Below are 19947 nucleotides of genomic sequence, written 5' to 3'. Positions count from 1 at the left end.
GGCAACCATCATGGTGAATCAATCGTGCTTGACCTCACGGAGTGATGAACCGAATTGCAACACGTTTCGACCATGATAGAGATGGGAAAAAGACGGCCGGAAAAGGCCGTGGGGGGAGTTTGACATGGGGACGGTCCTGGATTCGGTCGGCAAGCTGATTGCCACGTACCTCTCGAAGGAGGTGCCGGGCTATGAGCCGTTCACGCCGAGCGACCCCGAGCATCTGCGCGGCGTCATCGAGCCCGGCGACGTTCTGCTGGTCGAGGGCAACAACCGCATCTCCGGCATCATCAAGTATCTGACGCAGTCGACCTGGTCGCATGCCGCGCTCTATGTCGGCCCTGTCGCGGGCGCGGAGGAGCCGGACGGCGAGCCGCATGTGCTGATCGAGGCCAATATCGGCGAAGGCGTCACCTCCGCGCCGCTGTCGAAATACTTCCCCTACCACACCCGCGTCTGCCGCCCGGTCGGCCTGTCCTATGAAGACCGCACCACGGTCTGCCGCTATGCGATCAACCGCATCGGCTTCGGCTACGACACCAAGAACATCGTCGACCTGATGCGCTACCTGTTCCCGCTGCCGGTACCGCAACGCTGGCGGCGGCGCATGATCGCCATTGGCTCGGGCGACCCGACCAAAATCATCTGCTCGGCGCTGATCGCGCAGGCCTTCGACGCCGTGCGCTATCCGATCCTGCCGAAGATCACCAAGGCCGGCAGCCGCTCCGCCCGCCGCGAGATCCTGCACATCCGCGATTCGTCGCTGTACATGCCCCGCGACTTCGACATCTCGCCCTATTTCGAAGTCGTCAAACCCACCATCGTGCACGGGTTCGACTACACCGCCCTGCACTGGGCCGACAAGCAGAAGCCGCTCGAGGAGGTAGCGGGCTCGTTCAGTGTGTTTCCAGAAACGTTCGTGGCGCCGCCGCTCGTTCCTGAAGCGAGTGACGAAGAGGCGTCGGCTCAAATTCCCGCTGAAGAAGTGAGCGCGCGGCTTGCGGAGACGGGCACCACGTTTTCCGCGCATTTCGTGCAACTGAGCGAACACGCGACCTACCGCGCACGGCGCCGCGGAGACGTATGCGAGGTCGCGGCATAACACTGCTGTCGTCCCTGCGAACGCAGGGGCGACAGGCGTGAGTGGGGCGCGAGCCATCCACAACACTCGTCATTGCGAGCGCAGAGAAGCAATCCAGGCTGTCACCACGGTGGCAGTCCGGCTTGCTTCGTCGCAAGAGCTCCTCGCAATGACGGTGGAGAGATCGTGCGCTACCGCTCCGCCCGTCCGATCACCGCCATCAACTCCGCGATCTTCTCGCGCTGGTCGGCCTTGTCGCCGCTCGCGATGGCGTGCTCGACGCAATGGGCGACGTGATCCTTCAGGATTTCCTCCTCGACCCGACGCAGCGCGGCGCGCACCGCCGAGATCTGCGTGACGATGTCGATGCAATAGCGGTCTTCCTCTACCATTTTCGACAGGCCACGAACCTGGCCCTCGATCCGGCCGAGACGTTTTCCGACAGATGCCTTGATGTCCTTGCGCATGCGGTTTATATACCCCTACCGGGTATGGGTTGCAAGACCGAAACTGAGATCGGAGCAGCGCGATGACAAGCAGCGAGCATGAGCATCAACATCACGTGGACGGACATTCCGGCTGCGGTTGTTCCGCCAAGGCCGCACCAGCCACGCCGAAGCCAGCGTCCTCGTGTTGTGGCGGGCACGGGGACCATGCCGGCCATGCCCATCATCACGCGCATGTCTCCGGTGATGACGCGGCGAAGGTCCTCGATCCCGTTTGCGGCATGACGGTAGATCCTGCGACATCCAAGCACCGGTTCGAGCATCACGGTGAGACCTTCCATTTCTGCTCGGCCGGATGCCGCACCAAGTTTGCCGCCGATCCCGCCAAATACCTTGCGAAGGAGAGGGCGCCCGAGCCGGAGATGCCCGCGGGCACGATCTATACCTGCCCGATGCATCCCGAGATCCGCCAGGTCGGCCCTGGCAGCTGCCCGATCTGCGGCATGGCACTGGAGCCGGAAGTCGCAAGCCTGGAGACCGGCCCCAATCCGGAACTCGCCGACATGACGCGGCGGTTCTGGATCGGCGGCCTGCTGTCGCTGCCGCCGGTGGTGCTGGAGATGGGCGGCCATCTGGCGGGCCCCCACAGCTGGATCGATCCGACGCTGTCGAACTGGATCCAGCTCGTGTTCGCAACGCCGGTGGTCCTGTGGGCCGGCTGGCCGTTCTTCGTCCGCGGCTGGCAGTCGCTGCTGACGCGCAACCTCAACATGTTCACGCTGATCGCGATGGGCACGGGTGTCGCTTACGTCTACAGCCTCATAGGCACCCTCGCGCCGCAAATCTTCCCCGCCACGTTCCGCGGCCATGAAGGCGCGGTCGCGGTCTATTTCGAGGCCGCTGCTGTCATCACCGTGCTGGTGCTGCTGGGCCAGGTGCTCGAGCTGCGCGCCCGCGATGCGACGTCGGGTGCGATCAAGGCGCTGCTCCAGCTTGCGCCGAAGACCGCCCGGCGTGTGGACGCAGATGGCAGCGAGCATGAGGTCGAGATCGACACGCTCCATGCCGGTGAGTCCTTGCGCGTTCGTCCCGGAGAGAAGGTGCCGGTCGATGGCACCATCCTGGAGGGACGCTCTTCGCTCGATGAATCCCTGGTCACGGGCGAGTCCATGCCTGTCACCAAGGAGACCGGCGCCAGGGTCATCGCCGGCACGCTGAATCAATCGGGCAGCTTCATCATGCGTGCCGACAAGGTCGGACGCGAGACGCTGCTGTCGCAGATCGTGCAGATGGTTGCGGACGCGCAGCGCTCGCGTGCGCCGATCCAGCGGTTGGCCGACCAGGTTTCCGGCTGGTTCGTGCCGACGGTCATCGTCGTCGCGCTCGCTGCTTTCGGCGCCTGGGCCTGGTTCGGACCGGAGCCGCGGCTGGCTTTCGGCCTCGTCGCCGCGGTCAGCGTGCTGATCATCGCCTGCCCGTGCGCGCTCGGCCTTGCCACTCCCATGTCGATCATGGTCGGCGTCGGCCGAGGCGCGCAAGGCGGCGTGCTGATCAAGAATGCCGAGGCGCTGGAGAGGATGGAGAAGATCGATACGCTCGTGGTCGACAAGACCGGCACGCTGACCGAGGGCAAGCCCAAGGTGGTCGCGACCGTGCCGGCGGCCGGCTTCGCGGAAGACGACATTCTTCGGCTCGCCGCCAGCGTCGAGCGCGCCAGCGAGCATCCCCTGGCGGACGCCATCGTGCGCGCGGCGAAGGAGAAGCAGATCAGCATTGGCCAAGTCGAGCAATTCGATTCGCCGACGGGCAAAGGCGCGACCGGAAAGGTCGACGGCAAGACCATCGTGCTCGGCAATGCAAAATACCTGACCTCGATCGGCATCGATACCAAATCGCTCGACGCCGAGGCCGAACGGCTGCGTGGTGACGGCGCGACCGTGATCAATATGGCTGTGGATGGCCGGCTTGCCGGCCTGTTCGCGATCGCCGACCCGGTCAAGGCCTCGACTCCGGAGGCGCTGAAGGCGCTCGCGGCCGAAGGCATCAAGGTCATCATGCTGACTGGCGACAACCGCACCACGGCACAAGCCGTGGCCCGCCGGCTCGGCATTGCCGAGGTCGAAGCCGAGGTGCTGCCGGATCAGAAGAGCGCTGTGGTCACGAAGCTGCAGAAGGCCGGGCGCAGCGTCGCGATGGCCGGCGACGGCGTCAACGACGCACCGGCGCTGGCCGCCGCCGAGGTCGGCATCGCCATGGGCACCGGCACCGACGTGGCGATGGAGAGCGCCGGCGTCACCCTGCTCAAGGGTGACCTCACCGGCATCGTGCGCGCGCGAAAACTGTCGCAGGCGACGATGAGCAACATCCGCCAGAACCTGTTCTTCGCCTTCATCTACAACGCCGCAGGCATTCCGATCGCAGCCGGCGTGCTCTATCCCGCCTTTGGCCTGCTGCTCTCCCCGATCATCGCCGCCGCGGCGATGGCGTTGTCCTCGGTGAGCGTCGTCGGCAATGCGCTGCGGCTTCGTACGACGCGGCTGTAGGGACACCGTAGCCCGGACGGAGCGAAGCGCATCCGGGTGCATGCCCACACATCGGCCCGTCCCGGATTGCGCTCCGCTCCATCCGGGCTACGGTTCACCGGACCGGCGAGACGTATGAGGAGCATCTGATGCAGCGAATTACGATCACCATCGAGGACGATCTGTTGGCGGAGATCGACGCCGCGGCGGAGGCGCGCGGCTATCAGAATCGCTCCGAGATCATCCGCGATCTCGCCCGCGCCGGGCTTCAGCAATCCAGCGAAGACACGGCACAGACCGGCCCCTGCGTCGCCGGCCTCGTCTATGTCTACGACCATGCCGCCCGCGATCTCTCAAAACGCCTGGTGCAGGAATTCCATGGCCATCACGACCTCGCGCTGGCGACGCTGCATGTCCATCTCGACGACAACAATTGCATGGAGATGACGGCGCTGAAGGGGTCGGCGGACGAGGTCAGGCATTTCGCCGACCATATCATCGCCGAGCGCGGCGTGCGCTACGGCCGGGTGGTGATGATTCCAACCGGGGAAGGGAAGCCGACGAAGGGGCGGAAACACGGGCACGGCCATCGGCATGAGTAGGCTGGATTGACCCTCCCCTGGAGGGTGAGGGTCAGCAGGAGATGGCGCCACCTTTGCCGCGGCCCACTCCTCCCTTGCCGAGACGACATCGGGTGTCTACCTCTCGCGAAGTGTTGACCTCAGAGGGTGCCCCCATGCTGGATGCCGCCGTCAAGGCGCTGTCGCAAATGATCTCTCCGCCGATGCGCTCGATCCTGTGGCGATCGATCGGGCTGGCGCTGGTGTTGATCACCGTGCTGGCGATTGGCTTGCAACGGCTCCTCAGCTGGTTTGCGACCCATGGCGCGGTCTGGCTGGAGGGCCTGCTTGGGGCGGGCTGGCATTCTTCGATCGAAATCCTCTCGTGGATCGTCTCGATCGCGGCGGGCTTCGGCGTCGTGTTCGGCGGCGTCTTCCTGATGCCCGCGATCACCTCGCTGGTAGCGAGCCTGTTCGTCGACGATGTCGCCGACATCGTCGAGCGTGAGCATTACCCCGCTGAGCGGCCGGGCGTGGCCCTGCCGTTCAGCCAGGCGATCCTCGAAGGCATCAAAACCGCCTTTTTGACGATCCTGATCTATCTCGTAGCGCTGCCTCTGGTGCTGTTCGCGGGCGCGGGTTTTCTGATCTTCTTCCTCGCCGCCGCCTGGCTGCTCGGCCGCGAATATTTCGAACTGGCGGCCATGCGCTTCCGTCCGCCGGAGGAGGCCAAGGCGATGCGGCGCGACAACGCCGCGACGATCTTCACGGCCGGCCTGTTCATCGCCGCCTTCGTCTCGATCCCGATCGTCAATCTGGCGACGCCGATCTTCGGGATGGCCTTGATGGTCCACATGCACAAGCGCCTGTCAGGCCCGCGGCCCGAGCTGATCGAGCCGGCGCGGCAGGTGCGGTGACGGCGCCCGGCTCGACGCTGTCTCACACCGTCTTCTCCGGCCACCGACAGAGATCGTTGATCAGGCATACCTCGCAGCGCGGCTTGCGGGCGAGGCAAGTATAGCGGCCGTGCAGGATCAACCAATGATGGGCATGCAGCATGAACTCGGCCGGGATCACCTTTTCGAGTCCGAGCTCGACCTCGAGCGGCGTCCTGCCCGGCGCAAGTCCGGTCCGATTCCCGACGCGGAAGACGTGCGTGTCGACCGCCATGGTGTGCTCCCCAAAAGCCATGTTGAGCACGACGTTGGCCGTCTTGCGTCCTGCACCAGGCAGCGACTCGATTTCCGCGCGCGTGCGCGGCACTTGGCCACCGAACTCGCTGAGCAGCTTTGCCGACAGCGCAATCACGTTCTTGGCCTTGGTGCGGTAGAGGCCGATCGTCTTGATATACTCGCGCAGCCGCTCCTCGCCGAGATCGACCATCTTCTGCGGGGTGTCGGCGACTTCGAACAAGGCGCGCGTGGCCTTGTTGACGCCGGCATCGGTCGCTTGAGCCGACAGCACCACGGCGACCAGGAGCGTGAACGGATTAACGTGTTCGAGCTCGCCCTTCGGCTCCGGATTGGCCTTGCGGAAACGGCTGAAGGCCTCATGGACCTCAGCCGGGGTCCAACGCCTTATCGCCTTCAGCGTCTTCCTGGCGGGGGCGTTGGGCTTCGCGACCACCGCTTTTGCCTTTTTCTTCGGCACGGCCGCTTTGCGCGTGACCGGCTTGCGGGTGATTTTCGCCATGATCGGGATATACTGATGGATGATGAACACAGGCAACGAAATTGAGCGCAGCGCTTCTGGGGATCCGCGTGACGTGCAAATATTCTCGGCGCTGCTGACGCCGCACCGCTCGCTGAACCGCACCGGCTTTCTCGCCGTGATGCTGTTCCTGAGCGTCGTCAGTTTCGTCACCGGCCTCGCTTTTTTGATGATGGGTGCGTGGCCGGTGTTCGGCTTCTTCGGCCTTGATGTTCTCGTGATCTGGTGGGCCTTCAAGGCCAATTTCCGCGCCGCGCGGGCCCGCGAGGAAATCGTGGTGACCCCTTCCGAATTGCGGGTTCGCCGTGTCAGCCACCGCGGCCAAGTCGCCGAATGGACGTTCAATCCGCTCTGGGTCCGGCTCGACCAGGAGGTCGACGAGGAATACGGCATCGAGCATCTCTATCTGGTTTCGCGCGGTCACCAGATCCAGATCGCCCGTTTTCTTGGTCCTGAGGAAAAAGCAAGCTTTTACAAAAGCTTGGTTGAGGCTCTGAATGCCGCGAGGCGTGGACCGACCTATAATCCGATCACCTGAATCCCGGTCGGAAATCGGGTGGCTCCAAACCCTTCGCTCTCCTACATTCCCGGTCATGATGACCCTTGCGATACATGACCAGCGCTTGGCCAGGCCGGGCACACAGAACGCCGCGTTGCGCGATTACGATTCGGTGCGGCGGGCGATCGCCTTCATCTCGGCGAACTGGCGCGCCCAGCCGACCATCGAGGCGATGGCGGATGCGGCCGGGGTCACGCCGGACGAGCTGCACCATCTGTTCCGCCGCTGGGCTTCGATCACGCCGAAGGCGTTCATGCAAGCGCTCACGCTCGATCATGCCAAGAACCTGCTCAGGGACTCCGCCAGCATTCTTGACGCGGCGCTCGATTCCGGGCTGTCCGGGCCGGGCCGGCTGCACGATCTCTTCGTCACCCACGAAGCGATGTCGCCGGGCGAATGGAAGAACGGCGGTGCCGGTTTGACGCTACGCTACGGCTTCCATCCATCGCCGTTCGGCACCGCGATCGTGATCGCCACGGATCGCGGGTTGTCCGGACTTGCCTTCGCCGATCACGGCGAGGAGAAGATCGCGCTCGCCGACATGACGCGGCGGTGGCCCAACGCCACCTATGTGGAAGATCACGACGGCACCGCGCAGCTCGCAACGCGCATCTTCGACCCAAAGCTGTGGCGGCCGGATCAGCCGCTGCGCGTTGTCCTGATCGGCACCGATTTCGAGGTGCGGGTGTGGGAGACGCTTCTGAAAATTCCGATGGGACGCGCCGTGTCCTATTCCGACATCGCCTGCAACATCAAGAGCCCGAAGGCCTCACGCGCGGTCGGCGCCGCGGTCGGCAAGAACCCGGTCTCGTTCGTCGTCCCCTGTCATCGCGCACTTGGCAAGAGCGGCACGCTCACCGGCTACCATTGGGGCATCACCCGCAAGCAGGCGATGCTGGGTTGGGAAGCCGGGCAGCTGGGGATGCAGTGAAGGACCACAGTCATTCCGGGGCAGTGCGTCAACACTGAACCCGGAATGACGCAACCAGGATTACCCCGCCAGATCCAGCTTCGAGGCGACCGTCGAATCCGCATTGAGCCGATAGATGATCGGCACGCCGGTGGCGAGCTCGCGCTTCAGGATGCCTTCGGGCGAAAGCTTCTCCAGCACCATGATCAGCGCGCGCAGGGAATTGCCGTGGGCGGCGACGAGCGTGCGCTTGCCATTGAGCACGCCGGGCAGGATCTCCTGCACGTAGTACGGCAGCGCGCGCGCGAGCGTATCCTTCAGGCTTTCGCCGCCGGGCGGCGGCACGTCGTAGGAGCGGCGCCAGATCAGCACCTGCTCCTCGCCCCATTTCTTGCGCGCATCGTCCTTGTTCAGGCCGGAGAGATCGCCGTAATCGCGTTCGTTGAGCGCGAGGTTCTTGGTGATCGGCAGTCCCTTCTGCCCGAGCTCGTCGAGGATGAGATCAAGCGTGTGCTGCGCGCGCGTCAGGACCGAGGTGAAGGCGACGTCGAACACGAGACCCTGCGCCTTCAGCTTGCGGCCGGCTTCCTTGGCTTCGTTCACGCCGAGCTCGGTGAGGTCGGGGTCCTTCCAACCCGTGAACAGGTTCTTCAGATTCCATTCGCTCTGGCCGTGGCGCACGAGCACGAGAAGACGTTCGCTCATCAACTGCTTTCCGTTTGGTTTCATGTTCTGAGCATGACCTTGTCGGAAACCGCGTCACGCTTTTCCGGGTCATGCTCGGTGTTCAGATGTCGGACAGGCCGAGCACGTCGGCCATGGAATAGTGCCCCGGCTGCTTGCCGTGCGCCCACAGCGCCGCCTTCAGCGCCCCATGGGCGAACAGCATGCGATCCTCGGCCTGATGCGACAGCGTCAGGCGCTCGAACGGACCGAGGAAAGTGACGCTGTGATCGCCAGCCACGGTGCCGCCGCGCAAGGAGGCGAAACCGATATTGCCCGGCCTGCGGGCACCGGTGATGCCGTCACGCCCACGCTCGGAATGGTCGTCGAGCGTGACGCCGCGGCCGCTGGCTGCGGCCTGGCCGAGCATCAGCGCCGTGCCCGAGGGCGCGTCGACCTTCATGCGGTGATGTGTTTCGACGATCTCGATGTCGAAGTTCTGATCGAGCGCCTTGGCGACGCGCTTGACCACCGCAGCGAGCAGGTTGACACCGAGGCTCATATTGCCGGATTGCACCACCACCGCGCGGTTCGTGACGCTCTTGATCACCGCATTGTCGGAGCCGGACAGCCCGGTCGTGCCGATGACATGCACGATGCCGCGCTCGGCCGCGATCGCGACATTGGCGATCGTCGCCGCCGGTATGGTGAAGTCGAGGATGCCGTCGGCCTCCCTGGACATGGCCCAGAGATCGGCGGACAGCTTGATGCCGTTGGCCGGCAGGCCTGCGAGCACGCCGGCATCCTTGCCGAGCAGCTCCGAGCCCGGCGCTTCCAGCGCACCGGCCAGCACCGCGCCCTTGCTCTCGGCAATCGCCCGCACCAGCGCCCGGCCCATCCGGCCGCCGGCCCCAGCAACAATCAAGCGCATGTCGGACATGGTGTGATCCTCTTCGGAGCCGTTGTAGCGGGGGCAGGCAGTTCCGGCAACCGAGGGGAATCAAACGCAAATGGTCATTCCGGGGCGATGCGCAGCATCGAACCCGAAATCTGGAGAGTCCCCGGTGCGCGATGCGCACCTGAAGTCTGGTCCTTCGGACCATCCCGAAATGACAGGATGCCTCAGCCGTCCTGCGGCTGCGGGCCGTCATAGCCCTCGATGATGATGAGGTCGGCGATCGAGTGCGGCTGGCGCACCTTGATGTTGGCCTGGTATTCCGGCGAGTTGTAGCAGGCCAGCGCGGTCTCGTAGTCCGGGAATTCGATCACGACGTTACGGGTGCGGCTGGCGCCTTCGACGGTGGTGAACTTGCCGGCGCGGACAACGAAACGGCCGCCCCATTTCTTGAAGATCGGACCGTTGGCGACCGCGTAGGGCTTGTAGCCTTCGTCATTGCTCACGTCGACACGCCCGATCCAGTAGCCCTTTGCCATCGTTCTTCTCCCTGTTGTGTTGGAGGTTAGCCGAGCGCCTCGGCGATCTCTTCTTGGATAGCTTCAGCGGCCGCCTTTGGGTCCGCCGCTTCCACCACCGGGCGCCCGACGACGAGATAATCCGCCCCCGCAGTGATCGCACGGCCCGGTGTCATGATGCGCTTCTGGTCGCCGCTGGCTGCGCCGGCCGGACGAATGCCGGGGGTGACGAGGCTCATCTGGTGACCGACGATCTTGCGCAGGCTCCCGACCTCCTCTGGCGAGGACACCAGGCCGTCGACGCCGAGCACCTGAGCCTGCTGCGCGCGTGCCTCGACCAGCTCCGACACGCTGAGCCGATAGCCGGCCGCATGCAAATCGTCGTCGTTGTAGGACGTCAGCACCGTGACGGCGAGGATCTTCAGGGCGGCGCCGCCGCGGCCTTCGACGGCGCCCTTCATGGTCTGCGGATAGGCGTGCACGGTGACGAAGGTGGCGCCCAGCTTGGCCACGCTCTCCACGCCGCGTGTCACCGTATTGCCGATGTCGTGCATCTTGAGATCGGCAAACACCTTCTTGCCCCTGTCGGCGAGCTTGCCGATCAGCGGCAGGCCGCCGGCATAAGCGAGCTGATAGCCGATCTTGTAGAACGAGACGCTGTCGCCGAGCTTCGCTATCATCGCCTCCGCGGCATCAACGCTCGGCAGATCGAGCGCAACGATCAGGCGGTCCTTGGGGACGATCTCGGCTGGCCTCATGTCACCTCACATCATGCGTTGGGAAACGTCGATCAATTGTCGCACAAGCTCCTTCAGCGCGGCGATATCGTTCTCGTTCTTCAGCCTGTCCATATCGTCATAGGCCTGGTCGGCAAAGGCGAGCGTGAGCTGGCTGGCAATCACGTTGGCTTGGCAGGAGGAGAGGATCAGCCGCAAGGCCTGGAGCGCGCGGGCTGCTCCAAGCCGGCTCTGTGACGCGCCGGCGAGCGCGAAGACGCGGTTGCGGAACACCTCGCCGCGCGCCTCGTGCAGCTCGTGCACGCGGCTGACCCAGTCGATCGCATTCTTGAGTAGCGGCGGCACCGAGGCGTTGTATTCCGGCGTGACGAACAGCACCCCATGATGGGCGCCGATCATGCGCTTGAGATTGATGGCGTGCTTGGGCACGCCGGATTTGGCTTGAAGATCGCCGTCATAGATCGGCAGCGGAAAATCGGCGAGCGAAATGCGGGTGACGTCGACGCCGGCCTGAGCGAATTCATAGGCGGCAACGGCTGCAAGCTTCGCATTGTGCGAGCCGGTGCGCAGCGAGCCGGGAATGATCAGGATCTTGGGAGCCGACATCCAATCCCACGCGTTCGGCGAAACGAGCCCGCCGTGCAAGGAAGGCCGCCGGCGGAATTAGTCCTTGCGATACACCCAGACGCGCGCGGGCGGAAGGTTCATCCAGATCCGTTCCGACGCCTCTGTGGACACGCCGGGCAGCGATTTCGGGATGGGCGGCACCACCGCATAAGTAAATTGGATGAACGGCGCACCGGGCGCGAGCGCCGCGAAGGCGTCGCGGATGAGCCGCAACCGCGTCAGCATCGGCTTTGTGACGAGCGGCAGGCCCGAAACGACCGCGCCAGCCGGCGCACTCAAGACGTTCCAGAGCGTGTCGCGCAGGCGGTAGGCGTCGCCCTGCACAACCTTGGCCTGCGGGTAGCGGTCGCGCAGCAGCGCGCAAAAGCCGGGATTGTATTCGACGAGGACGAGACGCTTCTGGTCCACGCCGCGCTCGATCAGCGCGGAGGTGATGGCGCCGGTACCGGGTCCGAGCTCGACGACCGGTGCGTCGGAGTCGACATCGACGTAGTGAGCCATGGTCCGCGCCAGCAGCTTGCCTGACGGCATCACTGCGCCCATGTGCAGCGGCTTTTCGATCCACGACCTGAGAAAGCGCACCTCGTCATCAAGACGAGGCTTCTTCAACGCACGCGCGGACGATGGCAATGGCATGTCGGGACCGGACGGGACCGCGGGACCGCGGCGTGTCAGAAAATGGTCATAAAGACGTATAGGCCGAAGGCGGCACGGTCAAGACGAGTCAGTTTGCCCGATTACCGAAGAAATCCTTGACCTTGGCGAAGAAGCCCTCGGATTCCGGCTGCGTATTGCCGGAGGAGAGTTTCTCGAATTCGGCCAGCAATTCCTGCTGCTTCTTGGTGAGGTTCTGCGGGGTCTCGACCACGACCTGAACGTACATGTCGCCCATCTGGCGCGAGCGCAGCACCGGCATGCCCTTTGATGCGATGCGGAATCGGCGACCCGATTGGGTTCCTGGCGGCACCTTGACCTTCGTCTTGCTCTTCTCGATCGTCGGCACCTCGAATTCGCCGCCGAGAGCGGCGGTCACCATCGAGATCGGCACACGGCAATGCAGATCGGCGCCGTCGCGCTGGAAGAACTGGTGCTGGGCCAGCGAGAGGAAGATGTAGAGATCGCCGGGCGGTCCGCCGCGGACGCCGGCCTCGCCCTCGCCGGCGAGCCTGATCCGCGTGCCGTCCTCGACGCCCTGGGGAATGTTGACCGACAGCGTACGCTCGCGCGTGACGCGTCCCTGGCCCGCGCAGGACGGGCAGGCATCCTCGATCATCTGGCCGCGCCCCTGGCAACCGGGACACGTACGCTCCAGCGTGAAGAAGCCCTGCGACTGCCGCACGCGGCCCGCGCCGCCGCAGGTCGAGCAAGTCTTCGGCTTGGTGCCGGCCTTGGCACCGGTGCCTGAACAAGCCTCGCAGGTGACCGAGACTGGAATCTCGATCTGCGCAGTCTTGCCGCCAAAGGCTTCCTCGAGCGTGATTTCCATGTTGTAGCGCAGGTCGGCCCCGCGCTCGCGGCCGCCGCGGCCGCGCTGTCCGGCCATGCCGAACAGGTCTTCGAAAATGTCGGAGAAAGAGGAGGCGAAGCCCGCGCCGAAACCTGCAGCGCCGCCAAAACCGCCGCCCTGCTCGAACGCGGCATGGCCGTAGCGGTCATAGGCGGCGCGCTTGTCCTTGTCCTTCAGGACCTCGTAGGCCTCGTTGATTTCCTTGAACTTGACCTCGCTGGTCTCATCCCCCGGATTGCGGTCGGGATGGAATTTCATCGCCAGCTTGCGGAACGACGATTTCAGCTTGCCTTCATCGGCATCGCGTTCGACTTCCAGGGTCTCGTAATAGCAGCGCTTGGTGGACGTGGACATGTTGAGCTCGGTCTATCCAATCGCGATTTCAAGTCGGAGCGAAACGACGTCGCCACGCGGCTATATGGGCAGCCTCCTGCCTTGCGGCAGAGGACAGCATGGCGGCGTCCAGCATTACGATGGGGAATTGATCGGTCGCAACGGGCACTCGTCCCGAGCCCGACACGGTGGCCTCCCCCGCGAGGGAGGAGGCCGATAGCGCGTGTGGGGTCCAAGCCGCCCGCATGATCACCCTCTCGGGGCTTAAGCGGACTTCTTGTTGTTCTTGTCGTCGTCGACTTCGGTGAATTCCGCGTCGACGACGTCGTCCTGGGCCGCATCCTTCTTGGCGTCGGCTTCGGCCTGCTGCTTGTACATGGCCTCGCCGAGCTTCATCGAAGCCTGGGCCAGCGTCTGGGTCTTGGCCTTGATCGCCTCGGCGTCGTCGCCCTTCAGCGCTTCCTTGAGATCGCTGACGGCGTCCTCGATGGCGCGGCGCTCGCTCTCGGCGACCTTCGAACCGTGCTCGGCAAGCGCCTTCTCGGTCGAATGCACCAGGCCATCGGCCTCGTTCTTGGCGGTCACGGCCTCGCGGCGCTTCTTGTCCGCCTCGGCATTGGCCTCGGCGTCCTTGACCATCTTCTCGATGTCGGCTTCCGACAGACCACCGGAGGCCTGGATGCGGATCTGCTGCTCCTTGCCCGTGGCCTTGTCCTTGGCCGAGACGTTGACGATGCCGTTGGCGTCGATGTCGAAGGTCACCTCGATCTGCGGCATGCCGCGCGGGGCCGGCGGAATGCCCATCAGATCGAACTGGCCGAGCATCTTGTTGTCGGCCGCCATCTCACGCTCGCCCTGGAAGACGCGGATGGTGACGGCATTCTGATTGTCTTCAGCCGTCGAGAACACCTGGCTCTTCTTGGTCGGGATCGTGGTGTTGCGGTCGATGATGCGGGTGAACACGCCGCCCAGCGTCTCGATGCCCAGCGACAGCGGGGTCACGTCGAGCAGCAGAACGTCCTTGACGTCGCCCTGGAGCACGCCGGCCTGGATCGCAGCGCCGATCGCCACGACCTCGTCCGGGTTGACACCCTTGTGCGGCTCCTTGCCGAACAGCTGCTTCACGACCTCCTGGACCTTCGGCATGCGCGACATGCCGCCGACCAGAACGACCTCGCCGATCTCACCGGCGGTGACGCCGGCATCCTTCAGCGCTTTGCGGCAGGGCTCGACGGTCTTCTGGATGAGGTCATCGACCAGCGCCTCGAACTTGGCGCGGGTGAGCTTCATCGTCAGATGCTTCGGGCCGGTCTGGTCCGCGGTGATGAAGGGCAGGTTGATCTCGGTCTGCGTCGTCGAGGACAGCTCGATCTTGGCCTTTTCAGCGGCTTCCTTCAGACGCTGCAAGGCGAGCTTGTCGTTGCGCAGGTTGATGCCCTGCTCCTTCTGGAATTCATCGGCGAGATAGCCCACGAGGCGCATGTCGAAATCTTCGCCGCCGAGGAAGGTGTCGCCGTTGGTCGACTTCACCTCGAACACGCCGTCGCCGATCTCGAGGATGGAGATATCGAAGGTGCCGCCGCCGAGGTCATAGACGGCGATCGTGCCGGCCTTGGTCTTGTCCAGGCCATAGGCGAGCGCAGCCGCGGTCGGCTCGTTGATGATGCGCAGCACTTCGAGGCCCGCGATCTTGCCGGCGTCTTTCGTCGCCTGGCGCTGGGCGTCGTTGAAGTAGGCGGGAACGGTGATGACGGCCTGGTCGACCTTCTGGCCGAGATGGGCCTCCGCGGTCTCCTTCATCTTCTGCAGGATGAACGCCGAGACCTGCGAGGGCGAGTAGGTCTGGCCGTCGGCCTCGACCCAGGCATCGCCGTTGGAAGCCTTCACGATCTTGTACGGGACGAGCTTCTTGTCCTTCTCGACCATCGGGTCGTCGTAGCGGCGGCCGATGAGGCGCTTCACGGCGAAGAAGGTGCGCTCGGGATTGGTGACGGCCTGGCGCTTGGCCGGCTGGCCGACGAGGCGCTCACCGTCATCGGTGACGGCGACGATCGACGGCGTCGTGCGCATGCCTTCGGAATTCTCGATGACTTTGGCGTTCTTGCCATCCATCACGGCGACGCACGAATTCGTGGTGCCGAGGTCGATCCCAATGACCTTTCCCATGGTCCTGATATCCTTCTTTTTGCGGCAGGTTGGCTGGGCCCAGAAGGCACCCGAACCGAAACCCCCTAAGATCAAACATCCGCGATATTGCGATGATTGAGGCTCATATAGGAGGGGGGTAGGGGCCCGCAAGGACCGAACCTACGTTTGTGCCGCGAAAACATCGGGTTTTGGAAGATGATATCCGGGCTCCACCGCCCTTGCGGGTGAGGAATTATTAACAGGTTCGCCCTTCGGCAAGCCCCCGCTACCGCAACCGGCCCGCCCTGTCGCGGCGAGGCCAAACCCGCTAAAAGGCGGACCGGCCGGAGAACCGGTGCAGCTGCTTCGCGCGACAAAGCGGCCCGGTAGCCGACCATCGAACGGCCTCAATGTGAACCAATCAGAGTGCCCATGAAGCTGATCCGCCCCCTCGCCGCGCTCGCCCTCCTCGCCGCAACAGCGTTTCCGGCCTTCGCCGCCGACGCCGTCTTCCCGCCCGGCTTGCGTCTCGGCATGGTGCCGTTGATCGGGCTCAGCACGGCCAAGAGCTTTCCGGGCTTCGAGAGCGAGGACGGCAGCGTCAAAGTGCTGATCACCGAGTTGCCGCCGGCGGCCTATGGCGAGGTCGCGAGCGCCTTCAACTCCGGTCCCGCCGGCGTCAATGGCGTCAAGCAGGACAAGATCGAAACGCCCGCGGGCCTGGCCTATTTCACCACCGAGAGTGGTAAGGCCGGCGATACTCCGGTGAAGCGCTATTCGATGATCGTGCCGGGCGCCGGGTTCTCCGGTTATGTCGCGGTGCAAATTCCGGAGAATGCGACCAAGATCTACACGGATGAAGCGGTGCGGCAGATGTTCGCGAGCACCGTCACCCGCAGGCAGGTCTCGGCGGAAGAGCAGATCGCGCTGATGCCGTTCAAGATCACCGATCTGGCCGACTTCAAGGATATCCGGACGCTCGCGCCGGGCTCGAGCATCATCCTGGCCGACGGCGATGAGAGCATCGGTTACGAGTCGAAGCCGTTCATGATTCTAGGCGTGATCGGCGCGACCCCGCAGCAGCCCGACGACCGCGCCCGCTTCGCGCAGGAGGCGGCACTGCAGATTCCCGGCGTGCGCGAATCGCGCATCACCATGTCCGAGCCGATCCGCATCAACGGCCAGCAGGGCTTCGAGACCCGGATCGACGGCGTCAGCGGCAAGGACAAGATCCCCGTGACCGTGGTGCAGTGGATCCGCTTCTCGAGCGGCGGCGCCTCGCTGCGCATCATCGCCAGCGCCCCGCGCGAGCAGTGGCTGCCCGCCTTCACCCGATTCCGCGCCGTGCGCGACGGGATTCAGCCGAAAGGATAACCCTTCGGGACGCGCGCCGCGCTAACGCGCGGCTCCTCACCATCGGGATCCGAGACTCAGTTCGGCGCGCCGCTCGACTCATTGTTGTTGGCCGCGGGCGCCGCCTTCGCGCCGCCCTTGGCAACGCCGACCAGCGCCGGGCGCAGCACGCGCTCGCCGATCGTGTAGCCGGCCTGCATGATCTGCACGACGGTGCCCGACGGCACCGAGGCATCAGGCACTTCGAACATCGCCTGATGGAAATTCGGATCGAACTTCTGCCCCTGGGGATCGAGTTTCTTGACACCGTGCTTCTCGAGCGCGCTGTGCAGCGAGCGCTCGGTGAGCTCGACGCCTTCGATCAGCCCCTTCAGGCCGGCATCGGCATTGGCGCGCGCCTCCGCCGGGACGGCATCGAGCGCGCGCTGGAGATTGTCGGCGATGTCGAGCACGTCGCGGGCAAAGCCGGTGATGCCGTAGAGGCGGGCGTCGGCGACTTCCTTGCTGGTGCGCTTGCGCAGATTTTCCATCTCGGCCAGCGTCCGCAGCATGCGGTCGCGCGCTTCAGCCGCTTCCTTCTGCAACGTCTCGACCGAACCGGGCTCGGGATCGTCCGGCATGATGTAGGGTTTCGACACCACGGGCTCGCCGGTCGCTGCAGTCGTGTCTTGAGGTTGCCGGTCTTGCTCGGTCATCGGCTCTAATCTCGAACTGTTTCAGGGATGTTGGCCCGGATATCGTGCCTAAACTCGCGAAAATCAAGCGCCCGTGATCGGCGGAAACGCCGGTCAGCCCCCCAGAAGGCGGCTGACGATCCGTGCGGCGTAGTCCACGGTCGGGATCACGCGGGCATAATTCAGTCGCGTCGGGCCAATCACGCCGAGGACGCCGACGATGTGGCCGGCGGCATCCCGATAGGGCGAGATGATGGTGGACGATCCCGACAGCGAGAACAGCTTGTTCTCGCTGCCGATGAAGATGCGCACACCCTCAGCGGTTTCGGCCCGGCCGAGCAGGTCGATGACGCCGCGCTTGGTCTCGAGATCGTCGAACAGCAGGCGCACCCGCTCCAGGTCCTCCAGCGCGTGCAGATCTTCGAGCAGATTGGCATGGCCGCGGACGATGAGCTGGCGATCCTCGTTCTCGCCGCCGGACCAGCTGGCGATGCCGGCCGAGATCACTTTTTGCGTCAGCTGATCCAGCTCGGCGCGCGCCGCGCCGAGAGCAGTCTCGAGCTCGAGCCGCGCCTCGGCCAGCGTGCGGCCGCGGATGCGGGAATTGAGGAAATTGCCGGCCTCGGCGAGTGCCGAGGAGGGAACTCCGGGCGGCAGCGTCAGCACGCGGTTTTCGACCTGGCCGTCCTCGCCGACGAGGATCACCAGCGCCTTCTCCGGTTCCAGGCGGACGAACTCGATATGCTTCAGCCGCGCATTGGATTTTGGCGTCAACACGACGGCTGCGGCGCGGGTCAGGCCCGACAGCCGCATCAGGGCCTGGTCCAGCGCCGCCTCGACCGACTGCGCCTCGCCGACGGAGGAGAGCTGGCTCTGGATCGACTGCCGCTCGGCCTCGTTGAGGTCGCCGACCTGCATCAGGGCGTCGACGAAGAAGCGCAGCCCCAATTCCGTCGGCAGCCGGCCGGCGGAGGTGTGGGGCGCATAGATCAGGCCGAGCTGTTCCAGATCGGCCATGACGTTGCGGACCGAGGCCGGCGACAGCGGCATGGCGATCAGGCGGGAAATATTGCGCGAGCCCACCGGCTCGCCGGTCGCGAGATAGCTTTCGACAATTTGACGAAAGATGTCGCGGGAACGCTCGTTGAGCTGGGCAAGGCCTGCGCGCGGCGCGATCAGATGGATCGGATCGTGATGGGCCACAGACGGCAACTCCTCTCAGGTGCTCGTAATTTGTCCATCCGGACCGCTTCTGACAAGCGCGGCGTTTGCGGCCTCCAGGGGTGAAAAAGCCTTGCCGCCCATCCCTGCCGCACCTACAAGCACCGCCAGCAGCCTTTCCCGCGAGTTTTGGAGGATTCCCATGCGGCCAAGCCGCCGTGCGCCCGACGAACTGCGCCCCGTGACGCTGGAGCGGGGCGTGGTCAAATATGCGGAAGGTTCCTGCCTGGTGAAGTTCGGCGACACCCATGTGCTGGTCACCGCCACGCTGGAGGACCGCCTGCCGCCGTGGCTGAAAGGCCAGGGGCGCGGCTGGGTCACCGCCGAATACGGCATGCTGCCGCGCGCGACCTCGGAGCGCACCCGCCGCGAGGCCTCCGCCGGCAAGCAAAGCGGCCGCACGGTCGAGATCCAGCGCCTGATCGGCCGCTCGCTTCGCACCATCATCAATCTCGAAGCGCTCGGCGAGCGCCAGGTCACGGTCGATTGCGACGTGCTTCAGGCCGACGGCGGCACCCGCACGGCCTCGATCACCGGCGCATGGGTCGCGCTTGCCGACTGCATCAACTGGATGAAGGCGCGCAACATGGTCAAGGCCAACGTGCTGCGCGACAACGTCGCCGCGATCTCCTGCGGCATCTACAACGGCACGCCGGTGCTCGATCTCGACTATGCCGAGGATTCGGAAGCCGAGACGGACGCCAATTTCGTGATGACGGGCGATGGCCGCATCATCGAGGTGCAGGGTACCGCGGAACGCGAACCGTTCACGGAAGCCGAGCTCCTGGCGCTCATGGCGCTGGCCCGCAAGGGCGTCGCGCGTCTGGTGGACTTGCAGAAACTGGCTGTGGCGTAGTCAATAGGCCATGCACCGCCGAATCACGGACAAGCTCGTCATCGCGACCCACAATCCCGGCAAGCTCGCCGAGATGAAGGAGCTGCTTGCGCCGTACGGTATCGCGGCGGTATCGGCCGGCGAGCTCGGCCTGACCGAGCCCGAAGAGACCGGCAACGATTTCCGCAGCAACGCCGCGATCAAGGCGATCGCGGCGGCGCAGGCAACCAAGCTTCCCGCCTTCGCCGATGATTCCGGCATCGTCGTCGACGCGCTCGACGGCGCGCCCGGAATCTACAGCGCGCGCTGGGCCGGCCCCTCCAAGGATTTCAACGCGGCGATGGCGCAGATCGAGCGCCTGTTGCAGGAGCGCGGCGCCACCACGCCGGACAAGCGCACGGCGCACTTCGTTTCCGCGCTCTGCGTCGCCTGGCCCGACGACCACCTCGAAGAGGTCGAGGCCCGCGTCGACGGAACGCTGATCTGGCCGCCGCGCGGAAATGCCGGATTTGGTTATGACCCGATGTTTCTGCCCGATGGTCACACGCGCACCTTTGGCGAGATGACCAGCATCGAAAAGCACGGCCTGCCGCCGCTCGGTCTCGGCCTTTCGCACCGCGCCCGCGCCTTCGTCAAACTGGCGGAGATCTGCCTTGAGCCGCGCTAGAG

The 19947-nt window shown here is 64.9% G+C and carries 21 protein-coding genes; 9 read left to right on the top strand and 12 right to left on the bottom strand.

All coding sequences use genetic code 11. The features are described 5' to 3' along the window. Nucleotides 1–124 precede the first annotated feature (124 nt). Nucleotides 125–1102 carry a YiiX/YebB-like N1pC/P60 family cysteine hydrolase gene (locus K408_RS0111550; RefSeq protein ID WP_024338639.1) on the top strand — a complete coding sequence of 326 codons (978 nt, stop codon included), beginning with the start codon at nt 125–127 and terminating at the stop codon, nt 1100–1102. A gap of 170 nt (nt 1103–1272) precedes the next feature. Here the strand turns inward: K408_RS0111550 and K408_RS0111545 are convergent, their stop codons facing one another. After that, the gene (locus K408_RS0111545; RefSeq protein WP_024338640.1) at nt 1273–1548 is read right to left on the bottom strand and encodes a metal-sensitive transcriptional regulator; all 276 of its coding nucleotides are present in this window, start codon (nt 1546–1548) and stop codon (nt 1273–1275) included. Nucleotides 1549–1610: 62 nt separating this feature from the next. Between K408_RS0111545 and K408_RS0111540 the strand changes: the two genes are divergently transcribed. The 3 genes from K408_RS0111540 (at nt 1611) to K408_RS0111530 (ending at nt 5526) form a co-directional block, all read left to right on the top strand. Continuing rightward, nucleotides 1611–4070, top strand: coding sequence for a heavy metal translocating P-type ATPase (locus tag K408_RS0111540; RefSeq protein ID WP_024338641.1), 2460 nt, complete (start codon nt 1611–1613; stop codon nt 4068–4070). Nucleotides 4071–4198: 128 nt separating this feature from the next. Beyond that, nucleotides 4199–4651 carry a nickel-responsive transcriptional regulator NikR gene (nikR, locus tag K408_RS0111535; RefSeq protein WP_024338642.1) on the top strand — a complete coding sequence of 151 codons (453 nt, stop codon included), beginning with the start codon at nt 4199–4201 and terminating at the stop codon, nt 4649–4651. Between the two features lie 134 nt (nt 4652–4785). Further along, the gene (locus K408_RS0111530) at nt 4786–5526 is read left to right on the top strand and encodes a sulfate transporter family protein (RefSeq protein ID WP_024338643.1); all 741 of its coding nucleotides are present in this window, start codon (nt 4786–4788) and stop codon (nt 5524–5526) included. 22 nt (nt 5527–5548) lie between these two features. On the opposite strand, the gene nth is transcribed toward K408_RS0111530, so the two are convergent. After that, entirely contained in the window at nt 5549–6301 is a 753-nt protein-coding gene (gene nth / locus K408_RS0111525) for an endonuclease III (RefSeq protein WP_024338644.1), read from the bottom strand. Nucleotides 6302–6323: 22 nt separating this feature from the next. On the opposite strand from nth, the gene K408_RS0111520 reads away from it, so the two are divergent. Together K408_RS0111520 and K408_RS0111515 are read left to right on the top strand one after the other, a co-directional pair. Then, nucleotides 6324–6857, top strand: a complete 534-nt coding sequence (locus tag K408_RS0111520; RefSeq protein ID WP_024338645.1) for a DUF2244 domain-containing protein — start codon at nt 6324–6326, stop codon at nt 6855–6857. Nucleotides 6858–6912: 55 nt separating this feature from the next. Beyond that, nucleotides 6913–7809 carry a methylated-DNA--[protein]-cysteine S-methyltransferase gene (locus tag K408_RS0111515; RefSeq protein ID WP_024338646.1) on the top strand — a complete coding sequence of 299 codons (897 nt, stop codon included), beginning with the start codon at nt 6913–6915 and terminating at the stop codon, nt 7807–7809. Between the two features lie 60 nt (nt 7810–7869). Here K408_RS0111515 and K408_RS0111510 read toward each other — a convergent pair whose 3' ends face one another. The 8 genes from K408_RS0111510 to dnaK all read right to left on the bottom strand — a co-directional run bounded on the left by K408_RS0111510 (nt 7870) and on the right by dnaK (nt 15234). Further along, nucleotides 7870–8493, bottom strand: a complete 624-nt coding sequence (locus K408_RS0111510; RefSeq protein WP_024338647.1) for a 2,3-bisphosphoglycerate-dependent phosphoglycerate mutase — start codon at nt 8491–8493, stop codon at nt 7870–7872. Between the two features lie 82 nt (nt 8494–8575). Further along, nucleotides 8576–9391, bottom strand: a complete 816-nt coding sequence (dapB, locus tag K408_RS0111505; RefSeq protein ID WP_024338648.1) for a 4-hydroxy-tetrahydrodipicolinate reductase — start codon at nt 9389–9391, stop codon at nt 8576–8578. Nucleotides 9392–9573: 182 nt separating this feature from the next. Further along, entirely contained in the window at nt 9574–9885 is a 312-nt protein-coding gene (locus K408_RS0111500; protein ID WP_024338649.1) for a DUF1330 domain-containing protein, read from the bottom strand. 26 nt (nt 9886–9911) lie between these two features. Beyond that, a complete protein-coding gene (pyrF, locus tag K408_RS0111495; protein ID WP_024338650.1) occupies nt 9912–10622 on the bottom strand; it encodes an orotidine-5'-phosphate decarboxylase in 711 nt (236 codons plus the stop codon). Nucleotides 10623–10628: 6 nt separating this feature from the next. Then, nucleotides 10629–11207 carry an NADPH-dependent FMN reductase gene (locus K408_RS0111490; protein ID WP_024338651.1) on the bottom strand — a complete coding sequence of 193 codons (579 nt, stop codon included), beginning with the start codon at nt 11205–11207 and terminating at the stop codon, nt 10629–10631. A gap of 57 nt (nt 11208–11264) precedes the next feature. Next, nucleotides 11265–11864 carry a class I SAM-dependent methyltransferase gene (locus tag K408_RS0111485; RefSeq protein ID WP_024338652.1) on the bottom strand — a complete coding sequence of 200 codons (600 nt, stop codon included), beginning with the start codon at nt 11862–11864 and terminating at the stop codon, nt 11265–11267. An 88-nt stretch (nt 11865–11952) separates the two neighbouring features. Further along, nucleotides 11953–13089 (bottom strand): molecular chaperone DnaJ, encoded by a 1137-nt coding sequence (dnaJ, locus tag K408_RS0111480; protein WP_024338653.1) that lies wholly within the window; start codon nt 13087–13089, stop codon nt 11953–11955. A 243-nt stretch (nt 13090–13332) separates the two neighbouring features. Beyond that, entirely contained in the window at nt 13333–15234 is a 1902-nt protein-coding gene (gene dnaK / locus K408_RS0111475; RefSeq protein ID WP_024338654.1) for a molecular chaperone DnaK, read from the bottom strand. 393 nt (nt 15235–15627) lie between these two features. Here dnaK and K408_RS0111470 point away from each other — a divergent pair, with 393 nt between their 5' ends. Then, nucleotides 15628–16569: a hypothetical protein gene (locus K408_RS0111470; RefSeq protein WP_024338655.1), complete on the top strand. Its 942-nt coding sequence runs from the start codon at nt 15628–15630 to the stop codon at nt 16567–16569. Nucleotides 16570–16625: 56 nt separating this feature from the next. Here the strand turns inward: K408_RS0111470 and grpE are convergent, their stop codons facing one another. Together grpE and hrcA are read right to left on the bottom strand one after the other, a co-directional pair. After that, nucleotides 16626–17243 (bottom strand): nucleotide exchange factor GrpE, encoded by a 618-nt coding sequence (grpE, locus tag K408_RS0111465; RefSeq protein WP_024338656.1) that lies wholly within the window; start codon nt 17241–17243, stop codon nt 16626–16628. 93 nt (nt 17244–17336) lie between these two features. After that, on the bottom strand, nt 17337–18425 hold the full coding sequence (gene hrcA, locus K408_RS0111460) for a heat-inducible transcriptional repressor HrcA (RefSeq protein ID WP_024338657.1): 1089 nt from the start codon (nt 18423–18425) through the stop codon (nt 17337–17339). 160 nt (nt 18426–18585) lie between these two features. On the opposite strand from hrcA, the gene rph reads away from it, so the two are divergent. Both rph and rdgB read left to right on the top strand, forming a co-directional pair. Continuing rightward, a complete protein-coding gene (gene rph, locus K408_RS0111455; protein WP_024338658.1) occupies nt 18586–19299 on the top strand; it encodes a ribonuclease PH in 714 nt (237 codons plus the stop codon). Between the two features lie 10 nt (nt 19300–19309). Beyond that, a complete protein-coding gene (gene rdgB / locus K408_RS0111450) occupies nt 19310–19945 on the top strand; it encodes an RdgB/HAM1 family non-canonical purine NTP pyrophosphatase (protein ID WP_024338659.1) in 636 nt (211 codons plus the stop codon). Nucleotides 19946–19947: the final 2 nt, after the last annotated feature.

This window comes from Bradyrhizobium sp. in8p8, from assembly GCF_000426845.1.
In the GTDB taxonomy this organism is placed as follows: domain Bacteria; phylum Pseudomonadota; class Alphaproteobacteria; order Rhizobiales; family Xanthobacteraceae; genus Bradyrhizobium; species Bradyrhizobium japonicum_C.
The sequence above is the reverse complement of the archived record's forward strand: the minus strand, read 5'-3'. Positions and strand labels throughout refer to the sequence as shown.

What these genes read in the sequence shown, in the direction of transcription:
- K408_RS0111520 (WP_024338645.1), top strand. Translation starts at nt 6,324, where the DNA reads ATGAACACAGGCAACGAAATTGAGCGCAGCGCTTCTGGGGATCCGCGT.
- pyrF (WP_024338650.1), bottom strand. Translation starts at nt 10,622, where the DNA reads ATGAGGCCAGCCGAGATCGTCCCCAAGGACCGCCTGATCGTTGCGCTC.
- K408_RS0111500 (WP_024338649.1), bottom strand. Translation starts at nt 9,885, where the DNA reads ATGGCAAAGGGCTACTGGATCGGGCGTGTCGACGTGAGCAATGACGAA.
- K408_RS0111545 (WP_024338640.1), bottom strand. Translation starts at nt 1,548, where the DNA reads ATGCGCAAGGACATCAAGGCATCTGTCGGAAAACGTCTCGGCCGGATC.
- rph (WP_024338658.1), top strand. Translation starts at nt 18,586, where the DNA reads ATGCGGCCAAGCCGCCGTGCGCCCGACGAACTGCGCCCCGTGACGCTG.
- dapB (WP_024338648.1), bottom strand. Translation starts at nt 9,391, where the DNA reads ATGTCCGACATGCGCTTGATTGTTGCTGGGGCCGGCGGCCGGATGGGC.
- grpE (WP_024338656.1), bottom strand. Translation starts at nt 17,243, where the DNA reads ATGACCGAGCAAGACCGGCAACCTCAAGACACGACTGCAGCGACCGGC.
- rdgB (WP_024338659.1), top strand. Translation starts at nt 19,310, where the DNA reads ATGCACCGCCGAATCACGGACAAGCTCGTCATCGCGACCCACAATCCC.
- dnaK (WP_024338654.1), bottom strand. Translation starts at nt 15,234, where the DNA reads ATGGGAAAGGTCATTGGGATCGACCTCGGCACCACGAATTCGTGCGTC.
- K408_RS0111510 (WP_024338647.1), bottom strand. Translation starts at nt 8,493, where the DNA reads ATGAGCGAACGTCTTCTCGTGCTCGTGCGCCACGGCCAGAGCGAATGG.
- K408_RS0111550 (WP_024338639.1), top strand. Translation starts at nt 125, where the DNA reads ATGGGGACGGTCCTGGATTCGGTCGGCAAGCTGATTGCCACGTACCTC.
- K408_RS0111470 (WP_024338655.1), top strand. Translation starts at nt 15,628, where the DNA reads ATGAAGCTGATCCGCCCCCTCGCCGCGCTCGCCCTCCTCGCCGCAACA.
- K408_RS0111490 (WP_024338651.1), bottom strand. Translation starts at nt 11,207, where the DNA reads ATGTCGGCTCCCAAGATCCTGATCATTCCCGGCTCGCTGCGCACCGGC.
- nth (WP_024338644.1), bottom strand. Translation starts at nt 6,301, where the DNA reads ATGGCGAAAATCACCCGCAAGCCGGTCACGCGCAAAGCGGCCGTGCCG.
- K408_RS0111515 (WP_024338646.1), top strand. Translation starts at nt 6,913, where the DNA reads ATGATGACCCTTGCGATACATGACCAGCGCTTGGCCAGGCCGGGCACA.
- nikR (WP_024338642.1), top strand. Translation starts at nt 4,199, where the DNA reads ATGCAGCGAATTACGATCACCATCGAGGACGATCTGTTGGCGGAGATC.
- K408_RS0111530 (WP_024338643.1), top strand. Translation starts at nt 4,786, where the DNA reads ATGCTGGATGCCGCCGTCAAGGCGCTGTCGCAAATGATCTCTCCGCCG.
- K408_RS0111540 (WP_024338641.1), top strand. Translation starts at nt 1,611, where the DNA reads ATGACAAGCAGCGAGCATGAGCATCAACATCACGTGGACGGACATTCC.
- dnaJ (WP_024338653.1), bottom strand. Translation starts at nt 13,089, where the DNA reads ATGTCCACGTCCACCAAGCGCTGCTATTACGAGACCCTGGAAGTCGAA.
- K408_RS0111485 (WP_024338652.1), bottom strand. Translation starts at nt 11,864, where the DNA reads ATGCCATTGCCATCGTCCGCGCGTGCGTTGAAGAAGCCTCGTCTTGAT.